Here is a 14728-nt window from a genome sequence, read left to right as displayed (position 1 = left end):
CCCTCAGTCTCTTTCGGATTCCGAGCGGGCGACCGGCATGAGCAACTCGAGGATCTTCGCCCGCAGTTCCGGAGTGTCGTCTTCCACGGCGATCAGGCTCGTGAACAGGGCCGCGCCTGCGGCGAGCACCAGCACGGCCGTCGCGGTGCTCGACTCCCCGGAATCCGCGCCCCCGAACAGTTGAGTACTCGGCCCGCTGAATCCCCGCCAGAGCGCGGTCCGGAGATCGTCGTGGTCCCGTATCGCGGCCAGCAGTCCCGGCGTGGCCGCCCGCACCTCCGGCCGTGAGAACAGTTCGGCGCTGCCGGTCACCACCCAGCGGATCCAGCCTTCGCGATCGGTGCCCTCGAACGGCGTCAGGTCGGGTGTCGCGCCGAGGATCGCGTCGAGAACGAGGTGCGCCTTCGACGGCCACCGCCGGGTGATGGACGCCCTGCTCACCCCGGACCGCGTCGCGATGGCTCGCATGCTCAGTTGTTCCCAGCCCGACTCCACGAGCATCGCGCGGGTGACCGCGAGGACGTCGGTGTCGATCCGTGGGTCGCGGGGGCGGCCGGTTCCGGTTGCATTCATTGGTTCGAATTGTGGGACAGAAGTGCCGTCCGCGCTATATCGTACCCATTACGAGTCCAGTGGCACCGTAATTCGAACGAGGCGGATACATGAAGATCGCGGTCACCGGTGGCACCGGCTACGTCGGCGCCCACACCACACTGGCGCTGCTCGCCGACGGCCACACGGTTCGGCTCCTCGTTCTCCCCACCGAATCTCCTGACGCCCTGCTCGCCGCGGCCGGGGCCGACGCCGCACGGATCGAACCGGTGGTCGGCGACATTCGCGACGCCGAGACGGTGTCGCGCCTGCTCGTCGGCTGCGACGCACTCCTCCACGCCGCCGGGGTGGTGGGCACCGACGACCGCCGCGAACAGTTGATGTGGGAGATCAACACACAGGCCACCGCCGCGATCCTCACCCGCGCGGCCTTCCTCGGGCTCGATCCGATCGTCCACGTCGCAAGTTTCAGCGCCCTGTTTCCGTCGCCCGACGCCGTCATCGGCCCGGACAGTCCGACGGCGTCGGGCCGCAGCGCCTACGGCCGCACCAAGGCCGCCGCCGACCGCATCGCCCGCGCGCTCCAGGACGCGGGCGCCCCGGTGGTCATCACCTACCCGACCAGCGTCGTCGGCCCCGGCCTCGGCACCACGAAGGGGGTCACCGAACAGGGCTGGGGCGCGATCGTCGGCGGCGGGGTGGCGCCCCGATTCGACGGCGGCATGCAGATGATCGACGTGCGGGACGTGGCCGCCGTCCATGCCGCCGCGATGCACCCCGGCCGTGGTCCCCGCCGGTACGTCTGCGGCGGCGAACTCGTCGAGTTCAATCAGCTCGTCGACGTCCTCGAACACTCGTCGGGTCGTCGTATCCGGCGCATCCCGCTGTCGGGCAGCGCCTTTCGCACCATCGGGCGGATCGCCGACGTGATCGGCAGGCTCACACCCCTCAGCCCCGGGCTCGGTTACGAGGCGGCCTGGCTCCTCACCTCGGCCACCCCGACGGACGACTCGCGAACCCGCGACGAACTCGGACTCACCTGGCGGCCGGCCCGCGCGGCGCTGGCCGCGACGTTCGCCTGAGCACCCATCACTTCCCCCCGAAGGCAGACCACCATGACCGTTCCACCACCGCAGCCCGATATCTGGGAGCCGGCCCGCCTGGGCCCCCTGACGCTGCGCAACCGCATCGTGAAGGCCGCCACGTTCGAGGGCGTCATGCCCCGCGGCCGGGTCACCGACCGGCTCGTCGACTTCCACGCCGAGGTCGCTCGCGGCGGGGCCGCCCTGACGACCGTCGCGTACTGCGCCGTCTCACCCGGCGGACGCGTCCACGCGAACACCCTGGTGCTCGACCGCGCTCACGTCCCCGACCTGCGTCGGCTCACCGACGCCGTCCACGCCGAAGGGGGATTGGCCGCTGCCCAGATCGGTCATGCCGGTCTGGTCGCGAACACGCTGTCCAACCGCACCAAGACCCTCGCGCCGTCCACTCGCCTCAGCCCGCCCGCGATGGGCCTCGTGCGGGGTGCCACCCGGGACGAACTCGACGACGTCACGCACGACTTCGAGAACACGGCGCGCAACGCCGTCGACGCCGGATTCGACGCGATCGAGGTCCACCTCGGCCACAACTATCTGCTCAGCTCGTTCATGAGCCCCAATCTCAACCGGCGCACGGACGAGTACGGGGGCAGCCTGGAGCGGCGGGCGGCGTTCCCGCGCCGGGTGCTCGAGCGGGTGCGCCACGCCGTCGGCGACTCGGTGGCCGTCACCGCCAAATTCAACATGACGGACGGTGTCCCGAAAGGGCTGTGGCTCGACGACAGTCTCCGCATCGCCCAGCTCCTCGAAGCCGACGGGCACCTCGACGCGATGCAGCTCACCGGCGGCAGCTCGCTGCTCAACGGGATGTACTTCTTCCGCGGCGACGTCCCGATGGCGGAATTCGTTGCCTCACAGCCGAAACTGGTGGGCTGGGGACTGAAGATGTACGGGCCGCGCATCTTTCCGACCTACCCGTTCGAGGAGGCCTTCTTCCTGCCGATGGCCCGGCAGTTCCGCGACGCCCTGTCGATGCCGCTGATCCTCCTCGGCGGAATCAACCGGCTCGCCACCATCGAGAACGCGCTCGGCGAAGGATTCGAGTTCGTCGCAATGGCCCGCGCCCTGCTCCGCGACCCGGACCTCGTGAACAAGTTCCGCGACCGGCACGTCGCCGAGGGACTGTGCATCCACTGCAACAAATGCATGCCCACGATCTACACGGGCACGCGCTGCGTCATCCGGGAGACACTGCGCTGATCACGTGGCCTGCGAGGGGAGCGACCGGTATCACCTGCAGTCCGGGAACAACACCCTTTAGTCTTGTGTTGATCCATACGACTGAGCACCCCTCACTACTGGAAGGCCCGCATGACCACTCCATCGACGGTTCATGAACTCATCATCGTTGGTTCGGGACCTGCCGGATACACCGCTGCCGTCTACGCGGCGCGCGCGGAACTCGAGCCGCTGCAGTTCGAGGGGACCCAGTTCGGTGGCGCCCTCATGACCACCACCGAGGTCGAGAACTTCCCCGGATTCCGCGAGGGAATCATGGGACCCGACCTGATGGACCAGATGCGCGAGCAGGCCAAGCGCTTCGGCACCGACATCCGCACCGAGGACGTCGAGGAACTCGACCTCACCGGCCCGATCAAGAAGGTCGTCGTGAACGGCGAGACCTACCAGGCGCACGCGGTCGTGCTGGCGATGGGTGCCGCAGCCCGCTACCTGGGGATTCCCGGGGAAGAGAAGTTGCTCGGCCGCGGCGTCAGCGCCTGCGCCACGTGCGACGGATTCTTCTTCAAGGATCAGGACATCGTCGTGGTCGGCGGCGGCGACTCCGCCATGGAGGAGGCCACCTTCCTGACCCGCTTCGCGCGCAGCGTCACCGTGGTGCACCGCCGCGAGGAGTTCCGCGCGTCCCGCATCATGCTCGAGCGCGCCAAGGCGAACGCGAAGATCCGGTTCGTGACCAACGCGGCACCCGTCGAGGTGCTGGGGGAGAACAGCGTCACCGGCCTCGTGATCCGCGACACCGTCACCGGTGAGACGTCCACGCTGGACGTCACCGGCATGTTCGTCGCCATCGGTCACGATCCGCGCAGCGAACTGGTCAAGGGTCAGGTCGACCTCGACGAGGCCGGCTACGTGATCGTCCAGAACCCGACCACGGCCACCTCCGTGGACGGCGTCTTCGCCGCAGGCGACCTCGTCGATCACATCTACCAGCAGGCGATCACCGCTGCCGGCACCGGATGTTCCGCGGCGATGGATGCCGAGCGCTGGCTGGCCGAGCGCGGCGACATCACCGCCAACACCGTCGCGGCCGCCGGCTCACCGGTCGACGCCTGAGCCGGCCACCCACACACACCTACCCACCTCGAGTAAGGGAAATTCCCGTGTCGAATACCGTCACCATCACCGATGATTCGTTCCAGCAGGACGTCATTTCCAGCGACAAGCCCGTCCTCGTCGACTTCTGGGCCACCTGGTGCGGCCCCTGCAAGATGATCGCCCCCGTCCTGGAGGAGATCGCCGGTGAGCACAGCGACAAGCTGACCATCGCGAAGCTCGACATCGACGCCAACCCGGGCGCTGCCCGCGACTTCCAGGTCATGTCGATCCCCACGCTGATCCTGTTCAAGGACGGCAAGCCGATCAACACGATCGTCGGTACCAAGGGCAAGGCTGCGCTGCTGAAAGAGCTCGCCGACGTTCTCTGATCGACACCCGAACACCCAGCGCGATTCCCGATTTTGTGGGAATCTCTGAGACAATCGATCGATGTGCTCCAGTCGCATCAGCTAGACCGACCGGGCACATCGATCGTTTTGTTTGTACCGAGATTCGTATTTCTCGTTGATTCGGACTGAGAGGCCCTGAAACATGCACCGACTCCGTCACGGCGACCATGGTCCGGCCGTCGCTGAGATTCGGGGCACTCTGGCCGGTCTCGGTTTCCTGCACAACGGTGTGCCCGGCACCCGGCGTGAGGGCATCAACGGATCTCACTGGATCGCCCCCGACGCCGTGTTCGATCATCACCTGGACAGCGCCGTACGGGCCTTCCAGCAGCAGCGTGGGCTCCTCGTCGACGGAATCGTGGGCCCGGCCACCTACCGGTCCATGAAAGAGGCGTCGTACCGCCTGGGCGCGCGCACGCTGATCTACCAGCTGTCCGCACCGCTCTACGGCGACGACGTCGCCACCCTGCAGACCCGCCTGCAGGACCTCGGTTTCTACGTCGGCCGCGTCGACGGCTTCTTCGGCCCGCAGACCCACGACTCCCTGTCCTCGTTCCAGCGGGAGATCGGGATCGTCGCCGACGGCATCTGCGGTCCCGCCACCCTGCGGTCGCTCGAATTGCTCGGCACCCGCGTCACCGGTGGGTCACCGCACGCGATGAGCGAAGAAGAAATGGTCCGTAGCTCGGGACCGCAGCTGAGCGGCAAGCGGATCGTCATCGATCCGGGCCTCGGCGGCAACACCTACGGCACCATCGTCCGTTCCCCCTACGGCACGATCTCGGAGTCCGACATCCTGTGGGATCTCGCCAGCCGACTCGAAGGTCGCATGGCCGCCACGGGGATGGAGACGTTCCTGTCCCGCCCGCACCACGAGAACCCCACCGACGTCGAACGCGCATCCACGTCGAACGCCTTCGATGCCGACCTGATGATCTCGCTGCGCTGCGACGGGAACACCAGCCCGTCCGCGAACGGTGTCGCCAGCTTCCACTTCGGCAACTCGCACGGTTCGACGTCGATGATCGGTCAGGTACTCACCGGATTCATCCAGCGGGAGATCGTCGCGCGGACGCCGTTGCAGGACTGCCGCACCCACGGCCGCACCTGGGATCTGCTGCGTCTGACCAACATGCCGACCGTGCAGATCGACCTGGGGTACCTCACCAACGAATTGGACGCCACGGTTCTCTCCAACCCGCGGGCGCGCGACGCCATCGCCGAGGCGATCCTGATTTCCGTGAAGCGTCTGTACCTGCTCGGTCAGGACGATCAGCCGACCGGAACGTTCACTTTCGCGGAGTTGCTCGCCGAAGAGCTGTCTTCCTCCGAACGCTTCTAATCTCCCGCCCGAGCGCTCAGTGCGCTCCGACGGGTGTCCGCTCACCGATGTCAACCAGGCTCACGGATGCGGTGTGGATGAGACGCTCCAGCGCGGCCTCCACGTCTTCCTTCCATCCGTGGTCCCGGTTCAGTTCGAGCCGCAGTCGCGGGAACCGGTGATGGGGCGCGACGATTTCGAAGCCGTTGTCCTCGAGGAAGTCCGCCGGGATCATGCACTCCTCGGGGGAGCACTCACGGGCGGCGGTAGCCGAGGCCAGTCCCGTTGTGTCGATCGGCCCGGTTTCCTCGGTATTGCGGATCCCGAACGCCTCGAGCGCGCGAACACCGCGGCGCACCAGATCGGCCACGACGGCCTGGATCAACGTGGTCCCGAGGTTCTGTTCTTCGCCGGCCGGTTCGAGCCGGAGGCTCGTGAGGAGGACTGCGTCGGCACCGACCGGAGCGGTCGGGAGCAGCTGCGCGCGGGGCACGGTTCGTGGGGGAGCGTAGAGGGCGCTGCCGACCGGCTTCCCGTCCATGACGGCGACCTGTCCGCACGATCCCCATTCGAGCATGACCATGGAAAGCCACGCTTCCTTCTCGAATTCCTGGTCGCAGAATCCGCGCGAACTGTGGATCGCCGCCGGATCCATCTCCCAGAAGACACAGCGACGGGCATGGGCGGAGAGTTTGTCCAAGCCGTCGAGAGTGAGCGATGTGACGTGAGTCGACACTGGCTAGCTCAGCCTCCATATGTCACTACCGCAGATCATTCGACATCCTCTGGTATTCAATGTGTTTCGCCCCCGATAGTTCTGCCGGATTCGGTCCGCCGGCGGCCGCTGTCACAGTGACGGATCATCCGCGGGTACTTCTACCTCTCTCAGGCGCTCACGAATCGGCCTTCTGTGCCTCCATCATCCCAACGATCCTCTGAAGATCGTCCACCGAACCGAACTCGACCACAATCTTGCCCTTGCGCTTGCCGAGGCTGACCGTGACCCTCGTGTCGAACGAATCGGACAGCCGCTCGGCGACGTCCTGCAGTCCCGGCATCTGGATCGGCTTGCGTCGCTGGGCGGGCTGCGCCTGGTCGTCGTTGCGGTTGGCGAGCGTCACCGCCTCCTCCGTCGCGCGAACCGACATGCCCTCCGCGACGATACGTGCCGCCATCACTTCCTGCGCGTCGGCGCCGGCCTCCAGGGACAGCAGCGCGCGAGCGTGACCGGCGGACAGCACACCCGCCGCGACGCGTCGTTGCACGGGAATCGGCAACTTCAGCAGTCGGATCATGTTCGTCACGACGGGACGCGAGCGGCCGATCTTCGCCGCCAGTTCCTCGTGGGTCACCTCGAACTCTTCGAGCAACTGCTGGTACGCCGCAGCCTCTTCGAGGGGGTTCAGCTGGACGCGGTGGATGTTCTCCAGCAGTGCGTCGCGGAGCATGGCGTCGTCGCCGGTCTCACGGACGATGGCCGGAATCGTCTCCAACTCGGCTTCCTGGCTGGCACGCCACCGACGCTCGCCCATGACGAGTTGGAACTTGCCGTCCTCGAGCGGGCGCACCACGATCGGCTGCATCAGCCCGAACTCGCGGATCGAGTGGACGAGTTCGGCGAGAGCGTCGTCGTCGAACACCTGACGCGGCTGCTTCGGGTTCCGCACGATCAGGTCGGGAGCAATTTCCCGGTACACCGCTCCGGTGGGGGAGGGGAGGGGTTGGGCGCCGTTGCCAGATGCGCCGTCGGCCCCGTTGCTCCCTCCGTTGTTTCCCTTGGACTTGCTTCCCTTGGACGCGGGAGCGGTCTTCTCGTCGGTCGCAGAGTCCGACGAGTCCGGGGCGGGCGCGGTCAGCACGTTGCGCCGGTCCGTCCCGATCACGACGTCGGCGGCGGCGTTACCCAACCCCGGGCCGGTCGTGGTCGGTCCGGTAGGAATGAGCGCAGCCAGTCCACGGCCAAGTCCACCCTTACGCGTCTGACTCATCGCTGCTCCTGCTTCGTGATGTGCGCGGTGCGTGCTGCGAGTTCACGTCCCGCATCGAGGTAACTCATGGCTCCCCGTGAACCGGGGTCGTAATCGAGCACGGTCATCCCGTACCCGGGAGCTTCGGACACCTTGACGCTGCGCGGAATGACAGCGCGGAGGACCGCGTCCCCGAAGTGGTTGCGAACTTCCTCGGCCACCTGGTCCGCCAGCTTGGTGCGGCCGTCGTACATCGTGAGAAGGACCGTCGACACGTGAAGGTCGGGGTTGAGATGCGCCTGCACCAGTTCGATGTTCCGCAGCAGCTGTCCCACACCCTCGAGTGCGTAGTACTCGCACTGGATCGGGATCAGCACCTCCTTGGCGGCGACCATGGCGTTCACCGTGAGCAGTCCGAGCGACGGCGGGCAGTCGATGAGGATGAAGTCGGCATCCACCTCGCCGAGTGCCTTCTCGGACAATGCACCCTTCAGCCGTCCCTCGCGGGCGACCATGGAGACCAGTTCGATCTCTGCGCCGGCAAGGTCGATCGTGGCGGGAATGCAGAACAGCCGGTCGTTGTGCGGGCTCTTCTGGATCGCTTCCGCGGCCGTCACCTCACCGAGGAGGAGCTCGTAGCTGGACGGCACACCGGAGTGGTGGGCGACGCCCAACGCGGTGCTGGCGTTGCCCTGAGGGTCGAGGTCGATCACCAGAACGGTCAGTCCCTGAACCGCCAGAGCGGACGCGAGGTTGACGGCACTTGTCGTCTTGCCGACGCCGCCCTTCTGATTCGCGATGGTGAGGATTCGCCGTTCTGGCGGCTTCGGCAGGGATACCGAGTGCGGGTGCAGCACCTGACTCGCGCGGTGCGCGGCGGCTCCTATCGGAGTCTCCTCGACGGAGATTCCGTTGTAGGGGGCAGTGAATCCGTCGTCTCCGTTCCCTGAGCTCGTCGCCTGGTCGGATTGATGGTCGGTTTCACGTGAAACTGTTTCACGTGAAACGGCGGATTCAGGCCCACCCGACATTGACTACTCCTTCAATTGGGAATCGCTCGTTACTCGACATACTCACTCCCTGGTCCACCGTGCTCATCGTCATCGACGCTGACGGCGTTTCGGCAAACGTTCTGCCCGAACGACAACGGTGGGGACAGGAAGCAGGCCCACCCCGCATTCCACGATATCCAGCTTGCCAGCACCCAACCGAGTCAGGGAAGCGCGATCACGGGAAATCTCTTCGGCGGCGCTCGAACCTTTCAATGCGAGCATTCTCCCATGCTCGTGGATCAGCGGCAGCGACCACTTGGCCAACTTCTCCAACGGCGCCACCGCCCGGGAAGTGACGACGTCCGCGCCGCCGGCTTCCTTCACAACACCGGACTCCTCGGCACGGCCACGGACGACGAGCACGTCCAGCCCGTTCGACTCGACGAACTCCGCGAGATACACCGACCGGCGCAGCAGGGGCTCGACCAACGTGATGCGGAGATCGGGCCGGGCGATCGCCAGGGGGATACCGGGCAGTCCAGCCCCGCTTCCGACATCGACGACCGACTCGCCCTCAGCGATCAACTCGCCGACGACGGCACAGTTGAGAAGGTGACGTTCCCAGAGTCGCGGAACCTCCCGCGGTCCGATCAACCCCCGCTCGACACCGTCGGTCGCCAACGACTTGTAGTAGCGCTCCGCAATATCGAATCGTTCACCGAACACCTGGCGTGCCGCCGCTTGTTCGTCCCATTCGGCCGGCTCTCCAGCATTCGGTTCCACGTGAAACATCCTCCCGCGAATAACGCGAAATCAACAAACACAGCCTCTCCATTATCCGCCCTCGCCCGCGACTATGTCCCTCAACTCGAACGCGCAACGCCGGACAGTGTCGAGCCGCACCCCTTCCGGTGGGGGAGGGGAGGGGTTGGGCGCTCCAACGCCCGCCCGGCCTAGCCTCGCGGAGCCCGCGGACGTCAGGACTGGCGACGTCATCACCACGCTCGACGGCAAGGACATGCCCGCGTTCGCCGCTGCGACCCGTTCGCTGTCCGGTGCCGTCGACTTCACGATGGAGTGGGACCGCGAGGATCAGACGATCGCCGTCCAGTACTCGGTCCTCTCCGCGGTTCCCAGTGCCTATAAGCCGTTGACGAACGGGGCACCGCGGACACCGCATCGACGTCGCCCACGGCATGTTTCACGTGGAACCGCCGAGCGAGCGCGCAGCCGCCGGGAAGTCTGCACCCCTCGCGCTGTCGCCCCGACGGAGATGACATCCGGATAGCGGACGAGCCAATCGATCCTGTCACGGCGAGGTCGCGGTGCCCCACCCGCGACATGGCAGCCTCATGTCTACCCGTCCCGCCCCCGCGTCGCCTTCGACGACAAGAGTTCACCGCGCCGATTGAGTGCCGAGCAGTTTCACGTGGAACATCGGGGCGGTGTTTCACGTTGAACAGACTTCGTGCGAATGCCTGTTTCCGACTGCCGCCCGCACTTCCATCGGACTCACCCTGTCGCACCGATGATTCCCAGTTTCGTAATCATCACAGTGACGAAACTCCCGGGTGTGGTTGGGTGGGTGAAACTACAACCTAAGTTCGCCCGAAATATCCCAAAAATATGACCATCGCCGACCCATTTCGACCGCCCGTCAGACACTGGTGTCGGGGAAGGAATGATGCTCGTGAGCGACGAGCCAACGTCCGTCTTCCTTCCGCAACCCGACAGTAAGCCGAAGACGGTTCTCCGGATCGTCGGCGAGCTCCGCTTCCGTTCCGCACCGGAGGAGCGCGTGGGCGAAGGCAACATCCTCGCCCGCGGTTACGTCCAATGACACCAACTCGAACCTGGCACCACTCGACTGCCATTCGAAGAATGGTGGCCATGTCTCGCGATACTCATCGATCCCGCGAGCACCTTCGTAGGGTGGTGGCACGTCGAACATCACGATGTCGTCGGAGTGGTCCGCGAGGACCCCAGCCATGTCGCCACCGTGCACGGCCTCGGCCCAGCGGTCGATCAGATTCCGGATCTGTTGTTCGTCCTCGCCCATCAGTCACTCCATCCACTTGACGGGCCCCGGTTCGGCCCCTTGGAAGATGTGGACTTCGGAACGTCTCGAAACTCATCGCCGGCTCGGTGCACCCGTCGGGTAGGCACCCGGCGCAGAGCCTGTCCACCGGCGCGACTTCCGGCCCGCATTGCATTTCGAGGAGTTCAAACTTTGGCGACGCCCGCGGACTCGAGCGGGACTCGAGCACTTGCCAGGGCCGCGCGGTCTCGGGACCCGCGAAAGACAATGCGCTGCTTCACTGACTGCCCCGCGCCCGAAGACCCATCTGGCGGTCGAGGCCGCGATCCGATTCCGTCTCCTGTCGGGATGATCGTCGGCGGGATGCCGTTCGCGACCGCCGCCTCCGCGGTGGCATGTCTGCCGAGTCCACCACACGGCCAGAGTTCCAACTTTTGAGGCGGTAGCTATCGCCTTCGAGGGAAATAACGACGACGTGGTGGACGAGGCGGGCGACCTCCTCTGCCGCGACGAGGGTGCCGGTGCAGCCGACCCGCACCCCAGCCACGACGGTGACTACGAATCCGCCGGTCGATCACCGACGGGTGCACCTAATCGTCGTGAGACTCGAGACGGGCGTAGTGGCTGCGGGCAAGCAGCGTCGTCCCGCATCGGCGGCACCGGCGGCAGTGCGAGCATCACGTGCCAGTCGATCTCGACCCGGTCCGCCGGTGCCCAGTCTCGGCCCGACCTTCCACCGACGACATCCCGTCGCCCCTCCCGACCTACTTGAGTCGGGATCGGCGCGCGGGAGGTCGAACTCGAGATCACGTGCCGCCGCGTCTACATCTGCTGCGCGACGGAGCCGGGCACGGATCTCTCGGTGGGGGAGGGGAGGGGTCTGTGTTTCACGTGAAACGAAACGAACCCAAAGTGACTAACCGGCACATCGACTCCCGCGACTACGCGTAGAAAAAGGCGGGACTCCCGGAGGTGAATCCGGGAGCCCCGCCTTGGTGGTGCGTGTGTGGATCAGTCCTTGATGACGACCACGCGACGCGACGGCTCGGCGCCTTCGCTCTCACTCGATACGCCGTCGACCTTCGCGACTGCGTCGTGAACGATCTTGCGCTCGAACGGTGTCATCGGAGCGAGCTCCTCGCGTTCACCGCTCTCGAGTACGCGACGTGCTGCCGAGGAACCCAGCTCGGTCAGTTCGGCGCGACGGCCGGCACGCCATCCGGCGATGTCCAGCATCAGTCGACTGCGTTCGCCCGTCGCCTGCTGCACGGCGAGGCGAGTCAGCTCCTGAAGTGCGTCCAGCACCTCACCCTTGCGCCCGACCAACTTGGTGAGATCGTCTCCACCGTCGATGCTGACAACAGCGCGGTCGCCCTCGACATCCAGGTCGATGTCGCCGTCGAAGTCGAGTACGTCGAGCAGCTGCTCCAGGTAGTCGCCGGCGATTTCCCCTTCCTCGATCAGGTAGTCGTCAGAATCGGAATCCACCTCGGTGTCCGGGTTCTGCGTCGGTGCAGTCACGTCTGTCTCATCTCCGTCCACTGCGATGTCAGGCTCACTAGCCATGCTCGTTCTCTTTTCTGAATCAGCGCCGCTTGCGCTTGGGGGACTTTCCGCGGTTGGACTGGGGGCGGGCACCGGGCTTCGGCTTCGACGCCGAACCGTCACCATTCGGCTGATCGGAGACGTCGCCTTCGATGACGCCCTCGACGATCTCCGATTCGCTGTCGGAGGGAGAACCGTCCGTTGCGGTCGCGGACTTCTTCTTTTTCTTGGTGAGATCGGGCCGTGCGCCGGGCTTCGGAGCGTTGTCCGCGCGCCGTGCGATGGCAGCCTGCTTCTTCTCTTCCTCTTCAGCGTCGATGCGGCGGAAGACGATGTGCTGCTGCCCGTAGGTCCAGATGTTGTTACTCACCCAGTACAGGAGGATCGCGATGGGGAGGAACGGACCACCGACGAGAACACCGAGCGGGAAGACCCACAGTGCGAGCTTGTTCATGATCGCCGACTGCGGGTTCGCGGCAGCCTCGGGGCTCTGACGCCCGACGGAGGCACGCGAGTTGAAGTGCGTTGCGATGCTGGCGATGACCATCAGCGGGACCGCGACAACCGCGATGTTCAACACGGTGGGAATGGGACCGTATGCGGCGAACGCGTCGAGCTGCGCCTTCGGCATGGTGATCCAGGCCGAGATGGGGGCACCGAACAGGCGGGCACTCAGGAAGGACTGCACGTCCTCGACGCTGAAGAAGTAGTTCGGGGTGTTGGCGTTGGCCTCGACCGACATGCCGAGCTGACCGATACCGGTGCCGGTGCGGTTGAACGAGCGAAGCACGTGAAACAGGCCGATGAAGACCGGCGCCTGCGCGAGAACCGGGAGGCAGCCCATGATCGGGTTGAACCCGTGCTCCTTCTGGAGCTTCTGCATCTCGGTGGCCTGACGCTGGCGGTCACCCGAGTACTTCTTCTGCAGAGCCTTGATCTGCGGCTGAAGTTCCTGCATCTGGCGCGTCGTGCGGACCTGCTTGACGAACGGCTTGTACAGCACGGCACGCAGCGTGAACACGAGGAACACCACGGAGAGCGCCCACGTGATGCCGCTGTCCGGACCCAGGAAGGGAATGGCACCGAAAACCTTGTGCCAGACCCACAGGATCCCGGACACCGGATAGTAAATGAAGTCGAGCACGGCTCTATGTACTCCTCTGTTCGTCCACGTTCGCCGGACAGCAACGACGGCTACCCGCATGACGGTCGTGACGGGCAGGGACCGGGTCCCACCCTCCAGGGTGCCAGGGGGCACACTTCGCCAACCGAACCACCGTCAAAAGAAGGCCTTTGATCGCCCCGTGGGTACGCAGGGATTCCACCGCGTACTCGCTACAGGTCGGCATGAACCGGCAGGTCGGCAACCGCAGGGGCGACACATACGTCCGGTAGAGCTCAATGAAGAAAATGAGAGTGCGCGCCGGGAACGCACGGACCGACTTCCACGCCGAAGAGGCCGAGGACGTGCCCTCGGCCGTGTCGGCGCGCGACTCGTGGAGTGCGCTTTTCATGTGGAGTTACTCACGGGCGCAAGAAGGTCCAATCGAAGGAGACCTGCACGGAGTTGCTTCTCCAGGTCCCGGCTACTTGCAGTCGCAGCTCCCGGAAGAGCGCGAATCACCACATCGGTTCCCCGTGGAACCACGTCCACGAGGTCGATGCAGATATGACGAAGCCGGCGTGCGACTCGATGTCGAATCACCGCCGGCCCGACAGCCTTACTCACAACCAGTCCGAATCGCGGACCGCCGCTACTCACCAGCTCATCTGTCTGCGCACGGTCGAAAGCGTGCACAACCAGGTCGCGTCTCCCCATCCGACGACCACGTCGCACAGTCAACGAAAAATCTGAATGACGACGCAATCGGTGCGGCTCAGGCAACACCCCGAGCTCCCGAACCCAGTGTCGGGATCAGGCGGTGAGGGATTCGCGGCCCTTACGGCGACGCGCCGAAACGATTGCACGACCCGCACGGGTCCGCATACGAAGACGGAAGCCGTGAACGCGCGCGCGGCGTCGGTTGTTCGGCTGGAACGTCCGCTTGCCCTTGGCCACGGTCAACACTCCTCGAAGTTCATCGACGCCTCCCGGCGTCATGGATCTAACATTGGCGAAAACTCAGGTGTTCATCCACAGGTGGGGATGAAACGACTTCGAAACTGGACTCGAGCCAGCACGAAACCGCCACCTCACCACAGGGTGACTGTTCGAGAGTACTTACCACTCCCGGTCAGGTCAAACTCGCTCACCTGCGATTCCCCCGCGAATCGGCTGACCGACACGCCGAGGATCGACAAATGCTTGCACCCCAACTTCCAATGTGCCAAACCGCTGTGAGCTTGCCGACACTGTTGCTAGCGTCTATAGCATGGTCTCGCCGATGAACCCTGATCGAGTGCCCAGCTCTCGACTTCACCGTTCTCATCTGCACATTCACCACAATTCATCCACAGGGCACAGATGGTGTCCCGCTTCGGATCATCACGAGGGTTCCTGACGCCCTTCACTTCTCGGGTCCC

The 14728-nt window shown here is 65.3% G+C and carries 17 protein-coding genes; 6 read left to right on the top strand and 11 right to left on the bottom strand.

Translation table 11 applies throughout. The features are described 5' to 3' along the window. Positions 1 to 3: 3 nt before the first annotated feature. Positions 4 to 573, bottom strand: coding sequence for a TetR/AcrR family transcriptional regulator (locus JWS13_RS25170; RefSeq protein WP_206008090.1), 570 nt, complete (start codon positions 571 to 573; stop codon positions 4 to 6). Between the two features lie 89 nt (positions 574 to 662). Here JWS13_RS25170 and JWS13_RS25165 point away from each other — a divergent pair, with 89 nt between their 5' ends. The 5 genes from JWS13_RS25165 (at position 663) to JWS13_RS25145 (ending at position 5684) form a co-directional block, all read left to right on the top strand. Then, positions 663 to 1634, top strand: a complete 972-nt coding sequence (locus JWS13_RS25165) for an NAD-dependent epimerase/dehydratase family protein (RefSeq protein WP_206008089.1) — start codon at positions 663 to 665, stop codon at positions 1632 to 1634. A gap of 33 nt (positions 1635 to 1667) precedes the next feature. Next, a complete protein-coding gene (gene nox / locus JWS13_RS25160; RefSeq protein WP_206008088.1) occupies positions 1668 to 2855 on the top strand; it encodes a 4,4'-dithiodibutanoate disulfide reductase in 1188 nt (395 codons plus the stop codon). A gap of 111 nt (positions 2856 to 2966) precedes the next feature. Next, positions 2967 to 3950 (top strand): thioredoxin-disulfide reductase, encoded by a 984-nt coding sequence (gene trxB / locus JWS13_RS25155; RefSeq protein ID WP_087554923.1) that lies wholly within the window; start codon positions 2967 to 2969, stop codon positions 3948 to 3950. Between the two features lie 47 nt (positions 3951 to 3997). Then, positions 3998 to 4321, top strand: coding sequence for a thioredoxin (gene trxA, locus JWS13_RS25150; protein WP_005249122.1), 324 nt, complete (start codon positions 3998 to 4000; stop codon positions 4319 to 4321). A 163-nt stretch (positions 4322 to 4484) separates the two neighbouring features. Then, positions 4485 to 5684, top strand: coding sequence for an N-acetylmuramoyl-L-alanine amidase (locus JWS13_RS25145; protein WP_124392364.1), 1200 nt, complete (start codon positions 4485 to 4487; stop codon positions 5682 to 5684). 16 nt (positions 5685 to 5700) lie between these two features. On the opposite strand, the gene JWS13_RS25140 is transcribed toward JWS13_RS25145, so the two are convergent. The 4 genes from JWS13_RS25140 to rsmG all read right to left on the bottom strand — a co-directional run bounded on the left by JWS13_RS25140 (position 5701) and on the right by rsmG (position 9414). After that, positions 5701 to 6399 (bottom strand): GNAT family N-acetyltransferase, encoded by a 699-nt coding sequence (locus JWS13_RS25140; RefSeq protein ID WP_206008087.1) that lies wholly within the window; start codon positions 6397 to 6399, stop codon positions 5701 to 5703. A gap of 157 nt (positions 6400 to 6556) precedes the next feature. Next, positions 6557 to 7651 (bottom strand): ParB/RepB/Spo0J family partition protein, encoded by a 1095-nt coding sequence (locus JWS13_RS25135; RefSeq protein ID WP_206008086.1) that lies wholly within the window; start codon positions 7649 to 7651, stop codon positions 6557 to 6559. Beyond that, entirely contained in the window at positions 7648 to 8661 is a 1014-nt protein-coding gene (locus JWS13_RS25130; protein WP_087554928.1) for a ParA family protein, read from the bottom strand. The genes JWS13_RS25135 and JWS13_RS25130 overlap by 4 nt, the downstream gene beginning before the upstream one ends. A gap of 69 nt (positions 8662 to 8730) precedes the next feature. Continuing rightward, positions 8731 to 9414, bottom strand: a complete 684-nt coding sequence (gene rsmG, locus JWS13_RS25125) for a 16S rRNA (guanine(527)-N(7))-methyltransferase RsmG (protein WP_012690670.1) — start codon at positions 9412 to 9414, stop codon at positions 8731 to 8733. A 136-nt stretch (positions 9415 to 9550) separates the two neighbouring features. On the opposite strand from rsmG, the gene JWS13_RS45555 reads away from it, so the two are divergent. After that, positions 9551 to 9910, top strand: a complete 360-nt coding sequence (locus JWS13_RS45555; RefSeq protein ID WP_241032292.1) for a hypothetical protein — start codon at positions 9551 to 9553, stop codon at positions 9908 to 9910. A 369-nt stretch (positions 9911 to 10279) separates the two neighbouring features. Here JWS13_RS45555 and JWS13_RS25115 read toward each other — a convergent pair whose 3' ends face one another. The 6 genes from JWS13_RS25115 to rpmH all read right to left on the bottom strand — a co-directional run bounded on the left by JWS13_RS25115 (position 10280) and on the right by rpmH (position 14264). Next, positions 10280 to 10684, bottom strand: a complete 405-nt coding sequence (locus JWS13_RS25115; RefSeq protein WP_241032595.1) for a nuclear transport factor 2 family protein — start codon at positions 10682 to 10684, stop codon at positions 10280 to 10282. A gap of 987 nt (positions 10685 to 11671) precedes the next feature. Beyond that, positions 11672 to 12226: a Jag family protein gene (locus JWS13_RS25110; RefSeq protein WP_037234922.1), complete on the bottom strand. Its 555-nt coding sequence runs from the start codon at positions 12224 to 12226 to the stop codon at positions 11672 to 11674. Between the two features lie 19 nt (positions 12227 to 12245). After that, positions 12246 to 13349: a membrane protein insertase YidC gene (gene yidC, locus JWS13_RS25105; protein WP_206008084.1), complete on the bottom strand. Its 1104-nt coding sequence runs from the start codon at positions 13347 to 13349 to the stop codon at positions 12246 to 12248. A gap of 4 nt (positions 13350 to 13353) precedes the next feature. Beyond that, positions 13354 to 13719, bottom strand: coding sequence for a membrane protein insertion efficiency factor YidD (gene yidD / locus JWS13_RS25100; protein ID WP_206008083.1), 366 nt, complete (start codon positions 13717 to 13719; stop codon positions 13354 to 13356). Continuing rightward, positions 13716 to 14093 (bottom strand): ribonuclease P protein component, encoded by a 378-nt coding sequence (rnpA, locus tag JWS13_RS25095; protein WP_206008082.1) that lies wholly within the window; start codon positions 14091 to 14093, stop codon positions 13716 to 13718. The genes yidD and rnpA overlap by 4 nt, the downstream gene beginning before the upstream one ends. A 27-nt stretch (positions 14094 to 14120) precedes the next feature. After that, a complete protein-coding gene (gene rpmH / locus JWS13_RS25090; RefSeq protein ID WP_005263481.1) occupies positions 14121 to 14264 on the bottom strand; it encodes a 50S ribosomal protein L34 in 144 nt (47 codons plus the stop codon). Positions 14265 to 14728: the final 464 nt, after the last annotated feature.

It is taken from the genome of Rhodococcus pseudokoreensis, assembly GCF_017068395.1.
Classification (GTDB): domain Bacteria; phylum Actinomycetota; class Actinomycetes; order Mycobacteriales; family Mycobacteriaceae; genus Rhodococcus_F; species Rhodococcus_F pseudokoreensis.
This window is presented reverse-complemented; position numbering and strand designations above follow the sequence as displayed.

What these genes read in the sequence shown, in the direction of transcription:
- JWS13_RS25170 (WP_206008090.1), bottom strand. Translation starts at nt 573, where the DNA reads ATGAATGCAACCGGAACCGGCCGCCCCCGCGACCCACGGATCGACACC.
- JWS13_RS25165 (WP_206008089.1), top strand. Translation starts at nt 663, where the DNA reads ATGAAGATCGCGGTCACCGGTGGCACCGGCTACGTCGGCGCCCACACC.
- nox (WP_206008088.1), top strand. Translation starts at nt 1,668, where the DNA reads ATGACCGTTCCACCACCGCAGCCCGATATCTGGGAGCCGGCCCGCCTG.
- trxB (WP_087554923.1), top strand. Translation starts at nt 2,967, where the DNA reads ATGACCACTCCATCGACGGTTCATGAACTCATCATCGTTGGTTCGGGA.
- JWS13_RS25145 (WP_124392364.1), top strand. Translation starts at nt 4,485, where the DNA reads ATGCACCGACTCCGTCACGGCGACCATGGTCCGGCCGTCGCTGAGATT.
- JWS13_RS25135 (WP_206008086.1), bottom strand. Translation starts at nt 7,651, where the DNA reads ATGAGTCAGACGCGTAAGGGTGGACTTGGCCGTGGACTGGCTGCGCTC.
- JWS13_RS25130 (WP_087554928.1), bottom strand. Translation starts at nt 8,661, where the DNA reads ATGTCGGGTGGGCCTGAATCCGCCGTTTCACGTGAAACAGTTTCACGT.
- rsmG (WP_012690670.1), bottom strand. Translation starts at nt 9,414, where the DNA reads ATGTTTCACGTGGAACCGAATGCTGGAGAGCCGGCCGAATGGGACGAA.
- JWS13_RS25110 (WP_037234922.1), bottom strand. Translation starts at nt 12,226, where the DNA reads ATGGCTAGTGAGCCTGACATCGCAGTGGACGGAGATGAGACAGACGTG.
- yidD (WP_206008083.1), bottom strand. Translation starts at nt 13,719, where the DNA reads ATGAAAAGCGCACTCCACGAGTCGCGCGCCGACACGGCCGAGGGCACG.